This window comes from Nocardia sp. NPDC003693, from assembly GCF_053981095.1.
This window is the reverse complement of the sequence record NZ_JBSFNO010000006.1, coordinates 219,661-235,042: the sequence shown is the minus strand read 5'-3', so window position 1 is coordinate 235,042 and position 15,382 is coordinate 219,661. Positions and strand designations below refer to the sequence as shown.

Below are 15,382 nucleotides of genomic sequence, written 5' to 3'. Positions count from 1 at the left end.
AACAGGTGCCGGAGAGGGGTGCCGTGCCGCTCTGGGCGAACACGGCGCTCAACCCAACCGGACGAGCATCTTGCCGGTGTTGGCTCCGGACAGCACGCCGAGGAAGGCGGCCGGCGCCTGCTCGAGGCCCTCGTACACGGTTTCGCGGGTGCGCAGCGTGCCCTCGGCCAGCCAGCCCGCGGCCTTGCCGATGTACTCCCCGAACAGCGGGAAGTAGCTGTTGACGAGCATGCCGCGCAGCGTGACCTCCTTCGTCGCGGCCAGGTAGAGGTCGGGCGCGACCGCCGCGCCGCCGCCGTTGTAGCCGCTGATCGCGCCCACCAGCGCGATCCGCCCGCCCTGGCGCATCGCCTCGACGGCGACCTTCAGGTGTTCGCCGCCGACGCTGTCGAGGTAGACGTCGATGCCGCCGGGGGCGGCCGCCGCCAGTTGCTCGGACAGGTTGCCCGCCCGGTAGTCGATCGCGGCGTCGTAGCCGAACTCCTCGCGCAGCAGTGCGGTCTTGACCGGCCCGCCCGCCGATCCGATGACCCGGCCCGCGCCCAGCGCCTTGGCGATCTGCCCCGCCACGCTGCCGACCGCGCCCGCCGCCGCCGAGATGAACACGGTGTCGCCGGGGCGGATCGGGGCCACGTCGGTGAGCGCGGCGTAGGCGGTCAGGCCGGTGGTGCCCAGTGCGCCCAGGAAATGGTGGGCGGCGGCGACGGTGGTGTCGATCGGGGTGGCGTGTTCGGCGTCCACCACCGCGACCTCGCGCCAGCCCGCGAAGTGCGAGACGGTCGTGCCGACCGGGATTGCCGCCGAACGGGATTCGATGACCTCGCCGACCGCCGAACCCTCGAGCGCCGCGCCCAGCTCGAACGGCGGGATGTAGGACTCCCTGTCGTCCATGCGGCCCCGCATGTACGGGTCCACCGACATCCAGGTGTTGCGCACCAGGATCTGCCCCGCGGCGAGCTCGGGCACCGGGCGCTCCACGAGCGCGAAGTTCGCGGCCGTCGGCACGCCGTCCGGGCGCGCGGCGAGCTGGATCTCACGGGCGGAACGGGTCTGAGAAGTCATGTCGCACTTACCTTTTCGATATCCGAGGCGGCCTGTCCGCTTCGTTGTGGATAACGTTATGGCGGTGCGTGGCCCCGTCCCAGGTCCCGCGGTGTCACCGACCGGTCCGCACGTGCCAGGTGTTCGGGACGGCGATGGATCACCCGGCGGCGACTTTCGCCGGAACCGACTCGGACTCGCGTGCCTCGGCCGTGAACTTCCCGGTGGCACGGGGGTTCCGGTCGGTGACGGTCCCACGCTGAACGCCCGTGGCAGTTGTCCGGGCAGCCGGAGTAGGCGGGGTCAGTGGGCGGTGCGAGCGGCGGAGGGTGAGGCGCCGGTCCAGCGGTGGAAGGCTTTGCGGAAAGCGCGGTCGTCGGTGAACCCGAGGCGGGTGGCGATGGCGGCGGTGGTCAGATTGCCCTGTGCCAGTAACGATTCGGCCTGCTCGTGCCGGGCGCGATCGACCTCCTGCCGCCAGGTGGTGCCGTGATCGGACAGCTGGCGTTGCAGGGTGCGGCGGCCGAGCAGGAGGCGGTGGGCGACGGTGTCGAGGGTCAGATCGGCCTCGGCCAGGGCCGCTGTCAGGGCGGTCCGGAAGGCGTCGAGGGGGTCGGCGACGGCCTTCGAGCTGTTCAGCACCAGATCGGCGTGACTGCGCAGCAGCGCGGCCAGGGTCGGGTCGGCGCGCAGCAGCGGGGCGTGCGCGTCCGCGGCGGCGAAGGTGATCGAGTCGGCGTCGGCCCCGAATTCGATGTTCTCCGTGCCGAAGGCGGTGATCAGCTCCGCGTGCCGGGCGGGGGCGGCGTCGGCGAAGGTGACGCGGGTGGGGCGGACATCACGGCCGGTGGCCTCGCGGGCGCGGCGCAGGTAGTAGGCCAGGACGTATTCGTTGACCACCGAGACCACGGCGGGATCGCCCGCGGTGGTGCGGAATCCGACGGTGAGGTCGCCGTCGGCGTGCAGGTCGAAACCTTCCTCGGCCGCGGTGACCAGGCGGTGATAGGGCTGGGCCGCACGCAGCGACTCGGTGAGCGTCGGGCCGGTGGTGACCAGGTAGTCCCAGGTGCTCAGGGTGCCCAGCGGCGCGGCCTCGACCACCGCGATGCCCGCGCCCGTGCCGCCCCCGCTGTGGGAGACCAACTCCCACAGGCGAATCAGCGACCCGATGGGGATGCGATTCAGTTCCCCGGACAGGGTGGCGTCGTCGGTGCCGGCGATCGCGGCGAGCTGTCCCGGGTCGGCCCCGGCGCGCAGCGCCGAATCGCGCACGAGCCGAATCAGCTGGGTGGAGACCGTGCCGTTGATCGCTGCCCCGGGTTCCACGCGTCCCACCCTAGTGACACGCGGCCGAGCGCGTTCGACCACGGCGTGTGAGCGGGGGCTCCGTCGTCGTGGCGGTCAGTAGGATTGCTGGTTCGATGCCGTCCGAGCGAGGAGGTTCCGCGGTGCCCGAGAAGTCCGCGCCCAGGCTCTGGGAGCAGCACTGCTGCCTGCCGCTGCTGCCGAGCGCGGATGTCACCGAGCTGGCCAGGTATCCGCTCGGCTCGTACCTCTCGGTCAACGTCGGCTACTCGCTGCACAGCACCGCGGACTCGCTCGCCCTGCTGCACCGGTTCCGCCGGGAAGTCCTGGCGGACGGCCGCTTTCACCTCGTGGAGAGCTTCGGGGACGCCTGGCCGGCCACGCCCCGCGACACCCTGGCCCTCGCCTTCGACCTCGAGGACTCCGCCCCGCTCGGCGGTGACCTCGACAACGTGAAGGTCTTCTACGACCTGGGCGTTCGATCGCTGCTGCCCGCCTACAACTTCGCCAACGCCGCGGGCGGCGGCTGCCTCGACGCCTCGGACACCGGTCTCACCGCCTACGGGCGCGACCTGATCCGCACGCTGAACGAGGTCGGCATGTTCGCCGACGGCTCGCACTGCGCCGCGCGCACCGGCCTGGACATCGCCGCCGTCACCACCGCGCCGATGATCTACAGCCACTCCAATTTCGCGGGCGTGTGGGCGCATCCGCGCAATATCACCGACGATCAGGCCCGCGCCTGCGCCGCGACCGGCGGCGTCATCGGCATCAACGGCGTCGGTATCTTCCTCGGCCACAACGGCCCGGACGAGCGCGCCGAACGTGTCGCGGCCATGGCCGACCACATCGTGTACGGCGTGGAGCTGCTCGGCATCGACCACATCGGGATCAGCTCGGACTTCTCCTTCGACGGTGACCAGTTCAATCAGGAGATCGCCGACAATCCCGAGAGTTTCTCCGCGGAGTTCACCCGCTGGGGTCCCATTCAGTGGACGCCGCCCGAGGATCTGCTGGGTCGTTCGGAGGTTCCCGGCCTGGACGAGATCCTCGCCGGGCGCGGCTTCTCCGAGACCGAGCGGGCCGCGCTGTTCGGCGGCAATTTCGCGCGCGTAGCGGCCCGGGTCTGGCGGTAGCCGCCCGCGCGCCGGTGTGATCAGCGGCTTCGAAACCGGACAGCCCGTGCCGTCCGGAACCCCATGGCGGGGATCTCACCGAGGCGGGGAGTGGCTGAGTGCGATTCCCTCGCCGGGGTTACGCTCGGGGGCGTGACTTCCCACTACGATGTCGTCGTTCTCGGTGCTGGTCCCGGCGGTTACGTCGCCGCGATTCGTGCCGCTCAACTCGGCCTGCGAACAGCGATCGTCGAGCAGAAATACTGGGGTGGGGTGTGCCTGAACGTGGGCTGCATTCCGTCCAAGGCCCTGCTTCGAAACGCGGAGCTGGCCCATATCTTCCACAAAGAAGCCAAGACCTTCGGTATCTCCGGTGAGGCCAGCTTCGACTTCGGGGCCGCGTTCGACCGCAGCCGCAAGGTGGCGGACGGCCGCGTCAAGGGCGTCCACTTCCTGATGAAGAAGAACAAGATCGACGAGTTCGACGGCGCGGGAACGTTCACCGACGCCAAGACGATCTCCGTCGCGCTCACCAAGGGCGGCACCGAGACCATCACGTTCGACAACGTGATCATCGCGACCGGCACCACCACCAAGCTGCTGCCGGGCACCTCGCTCTCGGCCAACGTGGTGACCTACGAGGAGCAGATCCTCACCCGCGACCTGCCGGGCTCGATCCTGATCGTCGGCGCCGGCGCCATCGGCATGGAATTCGCGTACGTGCTCAAGAACTACGGCGTGGACGTTCGCATCGTCGAATTCCTCGACCGCGCACTGCCGAACGAGGACGCCGACGTCTCCAAGGAGATCACCAAGGCGTACAAGAAGCTCGGCATCACCATCAGCACCGGTGCGGCCGTGCAGTCCATCGAAGACGACGGTTCCAAGGTCACCGTCGCCATCAAGGACAACAAGTCCGGCAACGTCGAGACCGTCACCGTGGACAAGGTGCTGCAGGCGGTCGGCTTCGCGCCGCGTGTGCAGGGCTACGGCCTGGAGAACACCGGCGTGCAGCTGACCGATCGCGGCGCCATCGCCATCGACGATTACATGCGCACCAACGTGCCCGGCATCTACGCCATCGGCGACGTCACCGCCAAGCTGCAGCTCGCGCACGTCGCGGAGGCGCAGGGCGTGGTGGCCGCGGAGACCATCGGCGGCGCGGAGACCATGGCGCTGGGCGACTACCGCATGATGCCGCGCGCCACCTTCTGCCAGCCGCAGGTCGCCAGCTTCGGTCTGACCGAGCAGCAGGCCAAGGACGAGGGCTACGACGTGAAGGTCGCGACCTTCCCGTTCACCGCCAACGGCAAGGCGCACGGTCTCGGCGACGCCCAGGGCTTCGTCAAGCTGATCGCCGACACCAAGCACGGCGAGCTGCTCGGCGGCCACCTCATCGGCCCCGACGTCTCCGAGCTGCTGCCCGAGCTGACCCTGGCCCAGAAGTGGGACCTGACGGTCAACGAGCTGGCGCGCAACGTCCACACCCACCCGACCCTGAGCGAGGCGCTCCAGGAAGCGATCCACGGCCTCGCCGACCACATGATCAACTTCTGATCGGGCCTGCCCGACCGAGAGCGTACAGAAGGCCCGGCCGCAGTCGAATCGACTGCGGCCGGGCCTTTTTCACGTCGTGTGGCAGCGCGGGGCGCGGTCCGCGGGCGATCGGCCTCTCCGCCTCAGCCTATGGCGTGTCAGCCCGCGGCGCGCTCGAAGTAGCGGCGGTGCAGTTCGCGTACGCGGTCGGCGAACTCGGGGAACGGGCCGGTGACCGGGATGCCGGGGGCCACGCGGGGGATCGGCAGCGGCAGGACCGGGGCGGGCGGGACGCCGAAGTCGGTCAGCCAGGCGGTGAACTGCTCGGTCGAGGCGGCGTAGACGATCGGGCCGAGGCCGACCCAGGCGTGGGCGGCCGAGCACATCGGGCAGTGCTCGCCGGAGGTGTAGACCGTGGCGGTGGCGCGGTCGGCGGGGGAGAGGTTGTCCGCGGCCCAGCGGGCCAGCGCGAATTCGGGGTGCTGCGTCTGATCGCCGCCCGCGATGCGATTGCGGTCCTCGGCAAGAACGGTGCCGTCGGCGGCCACCAGGATCGAGCCGAAGGGCTGGTCACCGGCTTCCAAAGCTTGCTCCGCCAATTCGAGGCAGCGTTCGAGATAGTCGAGGTGCTCGCGCATCGGTGCTCCGATCGTCGTGGTGGGCATTCGAGCGTGGGATTGAAGTGCGGGAAGCCTTTCGGCGCAAAGGGATTCGCGTCGGAATCGGCCCGGCCGGGGTCGCGCTCCGCGGGGTGCGGTGGGTCGCGCGCGATGGGCCCGGCGCGCAATCCCGAAGTCACTCGCGATGGTACGAATCCTGGGCCTCGCGGATTTCCCCGATATTGCTTTCCAGCAGGTCGATGAGACCGGCCAGATGTTCGGCGACCCGCGCGCCCAGCGGGGTCAGGGTGTACTCCACCACCGGCGGGATGGACTGCTGGACCTCGCGGTGGATCATCCCGTCGCGTTCGAGATTCTGCAGGGTCTGCGACAGCATGCGCTCGCTGATGCCGTCGACCCGCCGGCGCAGGGCGCTGAAACGGTAGGGACCCTCGCGCAGCGCCGCCATGGCCAGGACGCCCCAGCGGCTGGCGACATCCTGCAGGACCGGGCGGGAAGCGCAGTGGCGTGCGAAGACGTCGGCTTCCAGCGTCGGGTCGAAGGAGGGGTCGGCCGGGTCGTTCATGGGTTCGAGATTACCTAACCGCTCGGGTTGCGATGGGGGAATAGCATGTGCTTACTATTAGTTAGTACAACCCGATAAGGCAGTTCATTCCCGTCACCTGGAGGAAGTCATGACCGTTGTCGCCGTCACCGGAGCGAGTGGCCAGCTGGGCCGCCTGGTCGTCGAAGCCCTGCTCAAGGAGGGCGCGACCCCGATCGCCGTCGTGCGCGATCCGGCCAAGGTCGCCGATCTGAGCGAGCGGGGCGTGCAGGTGCGCGTCGCCGGATACGACGATCCCGCCGCGCTGGACAGCGCGTTCGCCGGCGTCGACCGCATCCTGCTGGTCTCGGGCAACGAATTCGGCGCGCGAGTAGCCCAGCACACCAACGTCATTCGGGCCGCCGAGCGCGCGGGCGTGGAACTGCTGGCCTACACCAGCATTCCGGGCGCGCCGACGAATCCGCTCATCCTGGCGCAGGAGCACGCGGGCACCGAGGCCGTGCTGGCCGAGGCCACCGTGCCGCACGTGCTGCTGCGCAACGACTGGTACTGGGAGAACTACCTGGGCGGGCTCGCGCACGCGGTCGAGACGGGCGTGCTGCACGGCGCGGCCGGGACCGGCCGGGTGGCGGGCGCGTCGCGGGCCGACTACGCCGAGGCGGCGGCCAAGGTGCTCAGCACCGACGGTCACGCCGGGCAGGTCTACGAACTCGGCGGCGATCGCCTCACGTATGACGAGCTGGCCGCCGCCATATCCGAGGCGGCGGGCAAAACGGTTGTCTACCAGAACATTCCGCAGTCCGAATACGCGGCGGCCCTGGTCGCGGGCGGACTTCCCGAGGGCTACGCCCAGGTCCTCGCGGACGCCGACGCGGGAATCGCGGCAGGCGTGCTCGACCTCGACAACGGCGATCTGCAGCGGCTGCTGGGCCGCCCGGCGACCCCGGCGGTCGAGGTGTTTCGCGCGGCGCTGAGCTGAGCCGCGCCGAACCGAAGGGCGCTGTATCGATGAGAGAGTCGTTGCGGCGCATCGGATTCAGTACCAGTGGTTGGCCTGCCAGAACTCCCAGGCCGCGGTCGGGCTGCCGTAGCGGGCGTTCATGTAGCGGTAGGCCCACCGCAGCTGGGTCAGGGGATTGAAGAGCCAGTCGGGACCCTCGGTCGCCATCTTGTCCGCGGGCAGCGCCTGGGGCAGGCCGTAGGCGCCGGAGCTGGGATTGACCGCGAAGATCTGCCAACTGCTCTCCATGGTGATGATCTGATCGAAGGCCCAGAACTGGTTCAGCGGAACGACGCTGAGCGCCAGCCCCTTCAGTGCCATGGTCGAGGCGAGCGAGGCGGTGTTGACGATGCGCGGCAGCGTCGAGGTCGCCTTCGGGAGCAGTTCGGCGCCCTGATCGACGATGCTGGGCGCGGCGACGGGATCCGGTGCGGCGGTGCCCTGCGCGGTGGCCAGCGGAACGGCGGCGGCCAGCAGGGTCATGAAGGTGATGGTGCGGATCGACCGGCGATGCGAGCGGGGAGATCGGGAACTGACGGCGGTATCCACGGCGTGTCCTTCCGGGTCGGCCCGGCGGGAATCACGCGTCCCGAGGGCCATAGAGAATGGACTGCTCAGTTCGGTTCGCTGCGACGCTACTGCATTTCGCCGGGCGCGCGGTGGACCCGCGCGGCGCGTCGCCCGATCCGGGGCGACGCGCCGCGCTCGTTATCGTCGCTGCTCAGACCCACTGCACCAGTTGGATGACAACGCCGTTGGGATCGGTCATCTGGAAGTAGCGCTCACCCCACGGCTCGGTTTCGATGGGGGTCTCGATGGTGACGCCCTCCGCGCGCACGCGCTCGTACTCGCCGTCGATGTCCTCGACCACGAAGACCACCAGCAGGCCCTGTCCCGCGTCGGCCGCGATCCGCGCGGGCTTGAAGGTCGACAGGCCGGTCTTCAGGTAGATGACGTTGAAGCCGGCGTCCGGGCGGGTCAGGGAGACGAAGCCCTCGGCGGCCATCTCCTGCGTGAAGCCGAAGTGGTCGATGAGGAACTTCGCCGACGCGGTGGGATCGGCGACGTTCAGGGAAACGGCGGACGAGGTGATCTTCATGGGGGCCTCCTGGGGTGCCGAACATTGCTGTACTAAGTACGCTGTACTTTGTACGGAAATTCCCGAGCGGTTGCCAGGTGATGGGCGTCACATCGATACGATCGACGCGGAGGTGGGTGCGCGATGAGTGTCGACGCAGGTCGAGGCGGGCAGATCGAGGACGGGCCGGGCGCGGCGGGCGGCGGCCCGTCCGCGGCGGCCGGGGCCGGTCCGGTGCGCCGGGGCGCGCGCAAGCAGCGCGCCGGGGGTGAGCGCAGCAGCGCCGGCGATCCGGTGCGGACGCTCGAACTGCTGTGGCGCGAGCCGGGCGAGCGCGGCGCGACGCGCGGGCCGAAGCAGCGGATCAGCGTCGACGAACTGGTGGCGAAGGCGATCGCGATCGCCGACGCCGACGGGCTGGGCGCGCTCACCATGCGTTCGGTGGCCGCCGCGCTCGGGATCACGCCCATGGCCACCTACACCTACGTGCCGGGCAAGGCCGAGTTGCTCGACCTCATGCTCGATCAGGTCTACCGGCTCATGCCGCGCCCCGACCTCACCGGAAAACCCTGGCGCGACAAGGTTTCCGCGATCGCCGCGGCGAACCGGGCCATGCTGGCCGCGCACCCGTGGGTGGCGTACCTGCCCACCACGCGGCCCCCGCTCGGTCCCGGCGTCACCGCGAAGTACGACCACGAGCTCGGGGCCTTCGAGGGGCTGGGCCTCGACGACGTGACCATGGACGCCGCACTCACCCAGGTGCTCGGTTTCGTGAACTCGGTCGCGCGCATCGCCATCGACACCGCGCGGGCCGCCGCCGACAGCGGGGTGAACGACCACGACTGGTGGGAGCGCGCAGCGCCGCTGCTCGAACGGGTGCTCACGCCGGAGCGCTTCCCGCTGGCCGCGCGGGTGGGCGCGGCCGCGGGCCAGGCCCACGACGGCGCGTACAGCGCGGAGTTCGCCTACGAGTTCGGCCTGGCCCGGGTGCTGGACGGTTTGGCGGTGCTGATCGGCGATCGTCCGGGGCGGTGAGCGCCCACCGTCTGCGGTGAGGACCCACCGTCCACGGATGCCCGGTGAGTTTCGCCCGGCGGGCGCGCGGTCACAGCGGCGCGGGCGCGGCGCACACGTCGTATGCCCGCGCGTGCGGTCCCGAGGGCGGTCGTCGTGCGGTAGCGGCGGATTCGCGCGGCCGGTCCGGCGCGACGGTAGCGTGGTGGCGTGTGGGGAGTCGAATGTCGTCGGGGGTGTTTGCCGGGCGGTCCGCGTGGGGTGCGGGCGTCCGATCGCGGCGGTTCGAGCCGACAGCACCCGGTGCGCGAGTCCGAGGAGCAGAATTTCAGCTATGCCGCAATCGATTCCGGCAGTCGTTGCCGCCGACCTGTTCACCAAGGCCGCACAACCGGTGATACCGATGGGTGGCGGACTGGTCCTGCGGCCGTGGCTGCGCCGGGACGCGCCCGAGGTCTACGCGGCCTTCCAGGACCCGGCGATCCAGCGCTGGCACGTGCGCACCGCCGAATCCGAGGACGAGGCCGAGGAATGGGTCGCGGACTGGGCCCGCACCTGGCGCGGGGGCATTTACGCGAATTGGGCGGTGGCGGACAGTAGTACGGGCCGGATCGCCGGTCGCGCGTCGCTGCAGGTGATGCGGGCCGCGCACGGAACCGCCGGGGTGGCGTACTGGGTCGCGCCCGCCGCGCGCGGGCAGGGCATCGCGCCGCGCGCGGTGACGGCCCTGGCCGAATGGGCCTTCGAGACAGCCGGATTCCACCGTCTCGAGCTACAGCACTCGGTCCACAACGCGCAGTCGTGCCGGGTCGCGGGCAAGGCCGGTTTCACGCTGGAGGGCGTGAATCGCAGTGCGGGACTGCACGCGGACGGCTGGCACGACATGCACCTGCACGCCCGGGTGCGGGGGGATCCGCCCACGGTGGCGGGCGGGCGGCACGCGCGCCCCGACTGAGGAGCGGGGACGCGCGAGCGCCGCGGTCAGTGGTCGGTCTGGATGCGCAGGGCGGTGATGGTGCTGGCCAGGCCCTCGTACTGGTTGGTCAGCAGCACGATCTCGATGAGGCGGCGCTCGTCGTAGTGCGCGGCCAGCAGTTGCCAGGCCTCGTCGGTCAGGTCCCGGGTGGCCACGAGCTGGTCGACCGCGGTGAGCAGGGCCTGCTCCTGCGCGGTCCAGCCGGGCGCGCCGGGGCCGACGCGGATGCGGTCCAGGATCTCGGGGGTGATGCCCGCGCGTTTGCCGAGGCGGATGTGATGGTCCGTCTCGTACTCGCATTCGCGCAGGTGCGCCACGCGCAGAATCACCATCTCGGACTCGTAGCGCCGCAGCCGCCCGCCGGGCATGAGCTTGCCGGAGTAGTGCAGCCAGCCGCGGAACAGTCCGCCGGTGCGGCCCAGGGTGCTGAACAGATGCGCGTCGTCGGTGCCCGCGGCACGGGAGAGCACCTGCCAGACAGTCCAATTGATCGGTCCCAGCTCCCGGAGACGGCCGGGCGCGATACGTGGCTGCTTCGACACCATGCCTCACGCTAACAGCCGGCGCGAGCGGCCCACCATGTCCCGGGTCGCCAGCGTGCTGCCCGCGGTCGATGTTGTCGCGGGCACGCGGAATCGGCTTCGAAGCCGTGTACACAGCGATCCACAACCACCTGTGCGGACCTGTGGAGAATCTCGGCGCGTGTGCCGGAACCCGCGGTCATCCACCGGTCGTGCACAGCGGCTGTGCACGACCGTGGATGAATTCGCCACCACCCGGCGAACTCACTCCCGCACGGCCTGTGCGAGTTTCGTGAGTTCCAGTGCGCGCCGGGCGCGGTCCAGGACGTGGGAGCGCGAGCTGGTCAGGTGGGCCAGCAGGGCGGCCAGGGCCTGATCGAGGTCACCGGCGAGCACGTGTTCGGCGATGGCGATGTGCTGCTCGGTCATGGTCGCCACCCGCTCCGGGGTCGGCATGTCGATGGCGCGGACCGGGCGCACCCGGGCGTGCACGGTCTCGAGCATGTCGGCCAGCGCGCCGTTGCCCGCCGCGGCGAGCAGGGTGGTGTGGAACCGCTCGTCGGCGGCGATGAGCTCGGCCCCGGGCGCGGGCGGATCCGCGCGCAGGCGCTGCCAGGTCTCCAGCTCGGCCGCGAGCGCCGCGGTGTCGGCCGCGCCGCCGTGCAGGCGTTGAATTCCCCTGACCTCCAGCACGATCCGCAGTTCGTACAGGTCGCCGAGTTCTTCCACCCGCGGGCGGTACGGGTACAGCCCGTCCGCGTGCCGTTCCAGCAGTCCGTCGGCGTACAGCCGCGCCAGCGCCTCGCGTACCGGGGTGCGGGACACCCCGTAGATCTCGGCGAGCCTTTCCTCGCCGAGCCGCTCGTTCGGGACCAGCACCCCGCCGGCCAGATCCCGTCGCAGGTCCAGGTAGACCCGCTCGGACAGTGGCATACGCCCCCTGCGCGTCATGTCGGTGCGCCCGGTCAGATCGCCATGGCCAGACGGACGTCGGATTCCGCGCCCGCGCCGCCCGCTCCCTGGGAGGTGATGCGTCCCGATTGCAGTACGTAGTACTGCTGCGCGGCCTGCAGCGCGAAGCCGATGTGCTGTTCCACCAGCAGCACGCTCAGCCCGCCGCGGTTGGTGAGATCGATGATGGTGCGCTCGATCTCGGCCACCACCGAGGGCTGGATGCCCTCGGTGGGCTCGTCGAGGATGAGCAGCTTCGGCTCGGTGATGAGCGCGCGGGCGATGGCCAGCTGCTGACGCTGACCGCCCGAGAGCAGTCCGGCCTTGCGGGACAGCAGTTCCCGCAGCGCCGGGAACAGATCCAGCGATTCGGCGATGAGCTCCTTCCCGCGTTTGCGGCCGTCGGCCACCACCTGCAGGTTCTCCATGGTGGTCAGCTGCCCGAAGGACTGCTGGCCCTGTGGCACGTACGCGATGCCCTGTTTGACCCGCCGCGACGGCGACAGCTTGGTGATGTCCTTGCCGTCGAAGCGGATCTTGCCGGCCTTGGCGGGCAGCAGCCCGACCGCGGCGCGCAGCAGCGAGGTCTTGCCCGCGCCGTTGTGGCCCATGATCGCCACCACGCCGTCGTCCGGAACCGTCAGCGTCACACCGTGAATCACCTCGGTGCGCCCGTAGGCGGTGTGAATGTCAGTGATCTCCAGCATGCGCTGCCTCCTCGGCGTCGGAGCTGTCGGCGGCGGGCAGATGCCCGGCCGCGGCGGTGCCGAGGTAGACCTCCTGCACCTTCGGATCGGCCTGCACCTGTTCGACGGTGCCCTCGCTCAGAACCTTCCCGCCCGCGAGGACCGTCACCGAGGTGGCGAAGGCGCGCATGAAGTCCATGTCGTGCTCGACCACGATGACGATGCGGTCACCGCCGATGCGGCGCAACAGGTTTCCGGTCTCCTCGCGTTCCTCGGCGCTCATGCCCGCGACGGGTTCGTCGAGCAGCAGGACCGAGCAGTTCTGCACCAGCAGCATGCCGATCTCCAGCCACTGCTTCTGCCCGTGTGCGAGCACCCCGGCGGGCTTGTCGCGCAACGCGGTCAGGCCGGTGATCTCCAGGGCCTCCTCGATCGCGGGCAGCACGCCCTTGCGCCTGCGCAGCAGGGTGAGCGCCGAACGCCCGGCGCCCGCCGCGATGTCGAGGTTCTGCAGCACGGTGAGCTGCTCGAACACGCTCGCGGTCTGGAAGGTACGGCCGACGCCCAGGCGGGCGATCTGATGCACCTTGCGGCCGACGAGCTCGTTCCCGGACTTGCGCGCGGAACCGGTGGCCGGGGCCAGGCCGGTGATGGCGTCGATCAGGGTGGTCTTGCCCGCGCCGTTGGGGCCGATCAGGAAGCGCAGATCGCCCTGCAGCACGGTGAGATCCACGTCCTGCACGGCCTTGAAGCCGTCGAAACTCACGGACAGGCCGCGGATTTCGAGGTATTCGCTGTCCATGCCGGCGTTGCCGCCGAATTTGGGTTCGTGCACGGCGGTGGTCATGCCTTCACCTTCTCCTCGTCCGCGGGGGTTTCCGATGCGGCGGCATCGGTTTCGGCGACCGTGCCGGTCTTGCCGTCGGCCGATTCCACCGGCGCGCCCGTGGACAGCACCGAGGCGGTGATCGATTCACCCGCGGTGGCGCGGCCCTTGAACGGCCGTACGCGGCCCGCCAGATGCTTTGCCAGCGGCCCGAATCCGGCCAGGCCGGCGGGCAGGAAGCCGACGACCACGATGAACAGCAGGCCCTGCAGGTAGGTCCAGCCCGAGGGGAACTCCTCGGACAGCGCGGTCTGCGCCCAGGCCACGCCGATCGCGCCCAGCACCGGGCCGAGCAGGGTGGTGCGCCCGCCGATGGCGACGCCGATCAGGAACGCGATGGACGGGACCACGCCGATGTCGGCGGGGGAGATGATGCCGACGATCGGGGTGAACAGGGCGCCCGCGATACCGGCGAAGAACGCGGCGACCACGTACGCGACGATCTTGATATTGGCCGGGTCGTAGCCCAGGAACCGCACGCGCTCCTCCTGATCGCGCACCGCGACCAGCAGTTCGCCGTAGCGGCTGTTCATGAGCTGGCGCGCGATGGCGACCACCACCAGCAGCGCGCCCGCGGCGATGAAGAACAGCATGCGGCGGTTGACCGGATCATCCAGGCGGAAACCGAAGAACGTGCGGAAGTCGCTCAGGCCGGTGAAGCCGCCGATGGTCTGCTGACCGGTGAGCAGGATCGCGAGCGCGGCGGCCAGCGCCTGGCTCAGGATCGCGAAGTACGCGCCCTTGACCCGGCGCTTGAACACCCCGTAGCCGAGCACCGCGGCCACCGCGGCGGGCAGCACCAGGATGCCGAGGATGGCCACCGGCGCGGAGGCGAAAGGCTGCCAGTACGAGGGCAATTCGGAGATGCCCGAGATCACCATGAACTCCGGGACGTCCTCGCCGGCGCTGGCGGCGTCGGCCATCTGCATGTACATGGCCATGATGTACGCGCCGATGCCGAAGAACACGCCCTGCCCGAGGGTGAGCATGCCGCCGCGGCCCCAGGCCAGGCCGATGCCGACCGCGACGATGGCGAAGCACAGGAATTTCGCGAGCAGGCTGAGCCGGAAATCGCTCAGCACCGCGGGGGCGATACCGAAGAGAATGATGGCGGCCAGGGCGAAACCGCCCGCGGCCTTGAACGGAGACAGTGCGCCCAGGCGCTGCAAGACACTCATGCCAGGCTCCTCGTGCGGACGGTGAACAGGCCCTGCGGGCGAACCTGCAGGAAGATCACGATCACCACGAAGACGATCACCTTGGCGACCGACGCGGTGGTCGAGTATTCGACGAAGGAATTGAGCAGGCCCATGCCGAAGGCCGCGATGACGGTGCCCTTGATCTGCCCGAGGCCGCCGATGACCACCACCAGGAAGGCGTCGACCAGGTAGGACTGTCCGATGGTGGGGCTGGTGGAGCCGATCAGGGTGAGCGCGACGCCCGCGACCGCGGCCAGGCCGGAGCCGATGAAGAACGTGCTGATGTCGGTGAAACGCGAAGAGATGCCGGATGTTTCGGCCAGGCTGCGGTTCTGCACGACGGCTCGGATGCGGCGGCCGAGCGGGGTGGTTTTGAGGGCGGCGGCCAGTGCGATCACCGCGCTCACCGCCAGGATCATGATGAAGATGCGGGTCTTGGGGACCACGGTGCCGAAGATCTCGATGCCGCCGGTGAGCCAGTCCGGGGCCACGACGTTCTTGGCGGGGGCGCCGAAGACGTCGCGGGCGATCTGCTGCAGCACCAGGCCGACGCCGAAGGTGACCAGCAGGGTGTCCAGCGGGCGGTCGTACATCCAGCGGATCAGGCCCATTTCCAGGGCCGCGCCCAGCAGGCCGCCGACCAGGAAGCCGACGAACAGGGACACGATCAGTGCGACGCCGGTCGACGAGATGACCTGCTGCACAACGAATGTGGTGTAGCAACCGGCCATGATGAACTCGCCGTGGGCCATGTTGATCACGCCCATTTGGCCGAATGTCAATGACAGGCCGAGCGCGGCGAGTAGCAGGATAGAGCCGAGGCTCAGGCCCGTGAACAGCTGTCCGACAGCGACTTCCATTGTGAATACCTCTGTGTTCTCGCGCGCTCGGGGTGGGGGGATCGGGTGCC

The 15,382-nt window shown here is 69.9% G+C and carries 17 protein-coding genes; 5 read left to right on the top strand and 12 right to left on the bottom strand.

From position 1 onward, the window contains the following. Positions 1–48: 48 nt before the first annotated feature. Entirely contained in the window at positions 49–1,062 is a 1,014-nt protein-coding gene (locus tag ACWDOP_RS10555) for an NADP-dependent oxidoreductase (protein WP_456344819.1), read from the bottom strand. Between the two features lie 282 nt (positions 1,063–1,344). Further along, positions 1,345–2,367: an AraC family transcriptional regulator ligand-binding domain-containing protein gene (locus ACWDOP_RS10550; protein WP_456344818.1), complete on the bottom strand. Its 1,023-nt coding sequence runs from the start codon at positions 2,365–2,367 to the stop codon at positions 1,345–1,347. A gap of 122 nt (positions 2,368–2,489) precedes the next feature. Here ACWDOP_RS10550 and ACWDOP_RS10545 point away from each other — a divergent pair, with 122 nt between their 5' ends. After that, positions 2,490–3,482 carry a dipeptidase gene (locus tag ACWDOP_RS10545; RefSeq protein WP_456344817.1) on the top strand — a complete coding sequence of 331 codons (993 nt, stop codon included), beginning with the start codon at positions 2,490–2,492 and terminating at the stop codon, positions 3,480–3,482. A gap of 132 nt (positions 3,483–3,614) precedes the next feature. After that, complete coding sequence (gene lpdA / locus ACWDOP_RS10540) at positions 3,615–5,018, top strand: dihydrolipoyl dehydrogenase (RefSeq protein ID WP_456344816.1); 1,404 nt, start codon at positions 3,615–3,617, stop codon at positions 5,016–5,018. Positions 5,019–5,155: 137 nt separating this feature from the next. Here lpdA and ACWDOP_RS10535 read toward each other — a convergent pair whose 3' ends face one another. Beyond that, positions 5,156–5,635 carry a nucleoside deaminase gene (locus ACWDOP_RS10535; RefSeq protein WP_456344815.1) on the bottom strand — a complete coding sequence of 160 codons (480 nt, stop codon included), beginning with the start codon at positions 5,633–5,635 and terminating at the stop codon, positions 5,156–5,158. Positions 5,636–5,792: 157 nt separating this feature from the next. Next, positions 5,793–6,182, bottom strand: coding sequence for a winged helix-turn-helix transcriptional regulator (locus tag ACWDOP_RS10530; RefSeq protein ID WP_354991453.1), 390 nt, complete (start codon positions 6,180–6,182; stop codon positions 5,793–5,795). A 109-nt stretch (positions 6,183–6,291) separates the two neighbouring features. On the opposite strand from ACWDOP_RS10530, the gene ACWDOP_RS10525 reads away from it, so the two are divergent. Beyond that, a complete protein-coding gene (locus ACWDOP_RS10525; protein ID WP_456344814.1) occupies positions 6,292–7,140 on the top strand; it encodes an SDR family oxidoreductase in 849 nt (282 codons plus the stop codon). Positions 7,141–7,197: 57 nt separating this feature from the next. On the opposite strand, the gene ACWDOP_RS10520 is transcribed toward ACWDOP_RS10525, so the two are convergent. Together ACWDOP_RS10520 and ACWDOP_RS10515 are read right to left on the bottom strand one after the other, a co-directional pair. Then, complete coding sequence (locus tag ACWDOP_RS10520) at positions 7,198–7,710, bottom strand: aggregation-promoting factor C-terminal-like domain-containing protein (RefSeq protein ID WP_456344813.1); 513 nt, start codon at positions 7,708–7,710, stop codon at positions 7,198–7,200. Positions 7,711–7,882: 172 nt separating this feature from the next. Continuing rightward, positions 7,883–8,260 carry a VOC family protein gene (locus ACWDOP_RS10515; RefSeq protein WP_456344812.1) on the bottom strand — a complete coding sequence of 126 codons (378 nt, stop codon included), beginning with the start codon at positions 8,258–8,260 and terminating at the stop codon, positions 7,883–7,885. A gap of 123 nt (positions 8,261–8,383) precedes the next feature. Here ACWDOP_RS10515 and ACWDOP_RS10510 point away from each other — a divergent pair, with 123 nt between their 5' ends. After that, complete coding sequence (locus ACWDOP_RS10510) at positions 8,384–9,274, top strand: TetR/AcrR family transcriptional regulator C-terminal domain-containing protein (RefSeq protein ID WP_456344811.1); 891 nt, start codon at positions 8,384–8,386, stop codon at positions 9,272–9,274. 313 nt (positions 9,275–9,587) lie between these two features. Continuing rightward, positions 9,588–10,208 (top strand): GNAT family N-acetyltransferase, encoded by a 621-nt coding sequence (locus ACWDOP_RS10505; RefSeq protein ID WP_456344810.1) that lies wholly within the window; start codon positions 9,588–9,590, stop codon positions 10,206–10,208. Positions 10,209–10,234: 26 nt separating this feature from the next. Here the strand turns inward: ACWDOP_RS10505 and ACWDOP_RS10500 are convergent, their stop codons facing one another. The 6 genes from ACWDOP_RS10500 to urtB form a co-directional block, all read right to left on the bottom strand. After that, positions 10,235–10,774, bottom strand: a complete 540-nt coding sequence (locus tag ACWDOP_RS10500) for a carboxymuconolactone decarboxylase family protein (RefSeq protein WP_456344809.1) — start codon at positions 10,772–10,774, stop codon at positions 10,235–10,237. Positions 10,775–11,014: 240 nt separating this feature from the next. Next, positions 11,015–11,683 (bottom strand): GntR family transcriptional regulator, encoded by a 669-nt coding sequence (locus ACWDOP_RS10495; RefSeq protein WP_454201466.1) that lies wholly within the window; start codon positions 11,681–11,683, stop codon positions 11,015–11,017. 32 nt (positions 11,684–11,715) lie between these two features. Continuing rightward, positions 11,716–12,408: an urea ABC transporter ATP-binding subunit UrtE gene (urtE, locus tag ACWDOP_RS10490; protein ID WP_354991461.1), complete on the bottom strand. Its 693-nt coding sequence runs from the start codon at positions 12,406–12,408 to the stop codon at positions 11,716–11,718. Next, positions 12,392–13,234: an urea ABC transporter ATP-binding protein UrtD gene (gene urtD / locus ACWDOP_RS10485; protein ID WP_456344808.1), complete on the bottom strand. Its 843-nt coding sequence runs from the start codon at positions 13,232–13,234 to the stop codon at positions 12,392–12,394. The genes urtE and urtD overlap by 17 nt, the downstream gene beginning before the upstream one ends. Continuing rightward, positions 13,231–14,451 carry an urea ABC transporter permease subunit UrtC gene (gene urtC / locus ACWDOP_RS10480; protein ID WP_456344807.1) on the bottom strand — a complete coding sequence of 407 codons (1,221 nt, stop codon included), beginning with the start codon at positions 14,449–14,451 and terminating at the stop codon, positions 13,231–13,233. The genes urtD and urtC overlap by 4 nt, the downstream gene beginning before the upstream one ends. Beyond that, entirely contained in the window at positions 14,448–15,332 is an 885-nt protein-coding gene (gene urtB / locus ACWDOP_RS10475; protein WP_456344806.1) for an urea ABC transporter permease subunit UrtB, read from the bottom strand. Before urtB ends, urtC begins: the two co-directional genes overlap by 4 nt. Between the last annotated feature and the right edge of the window lie 50 nt (positions 15,333–15,382).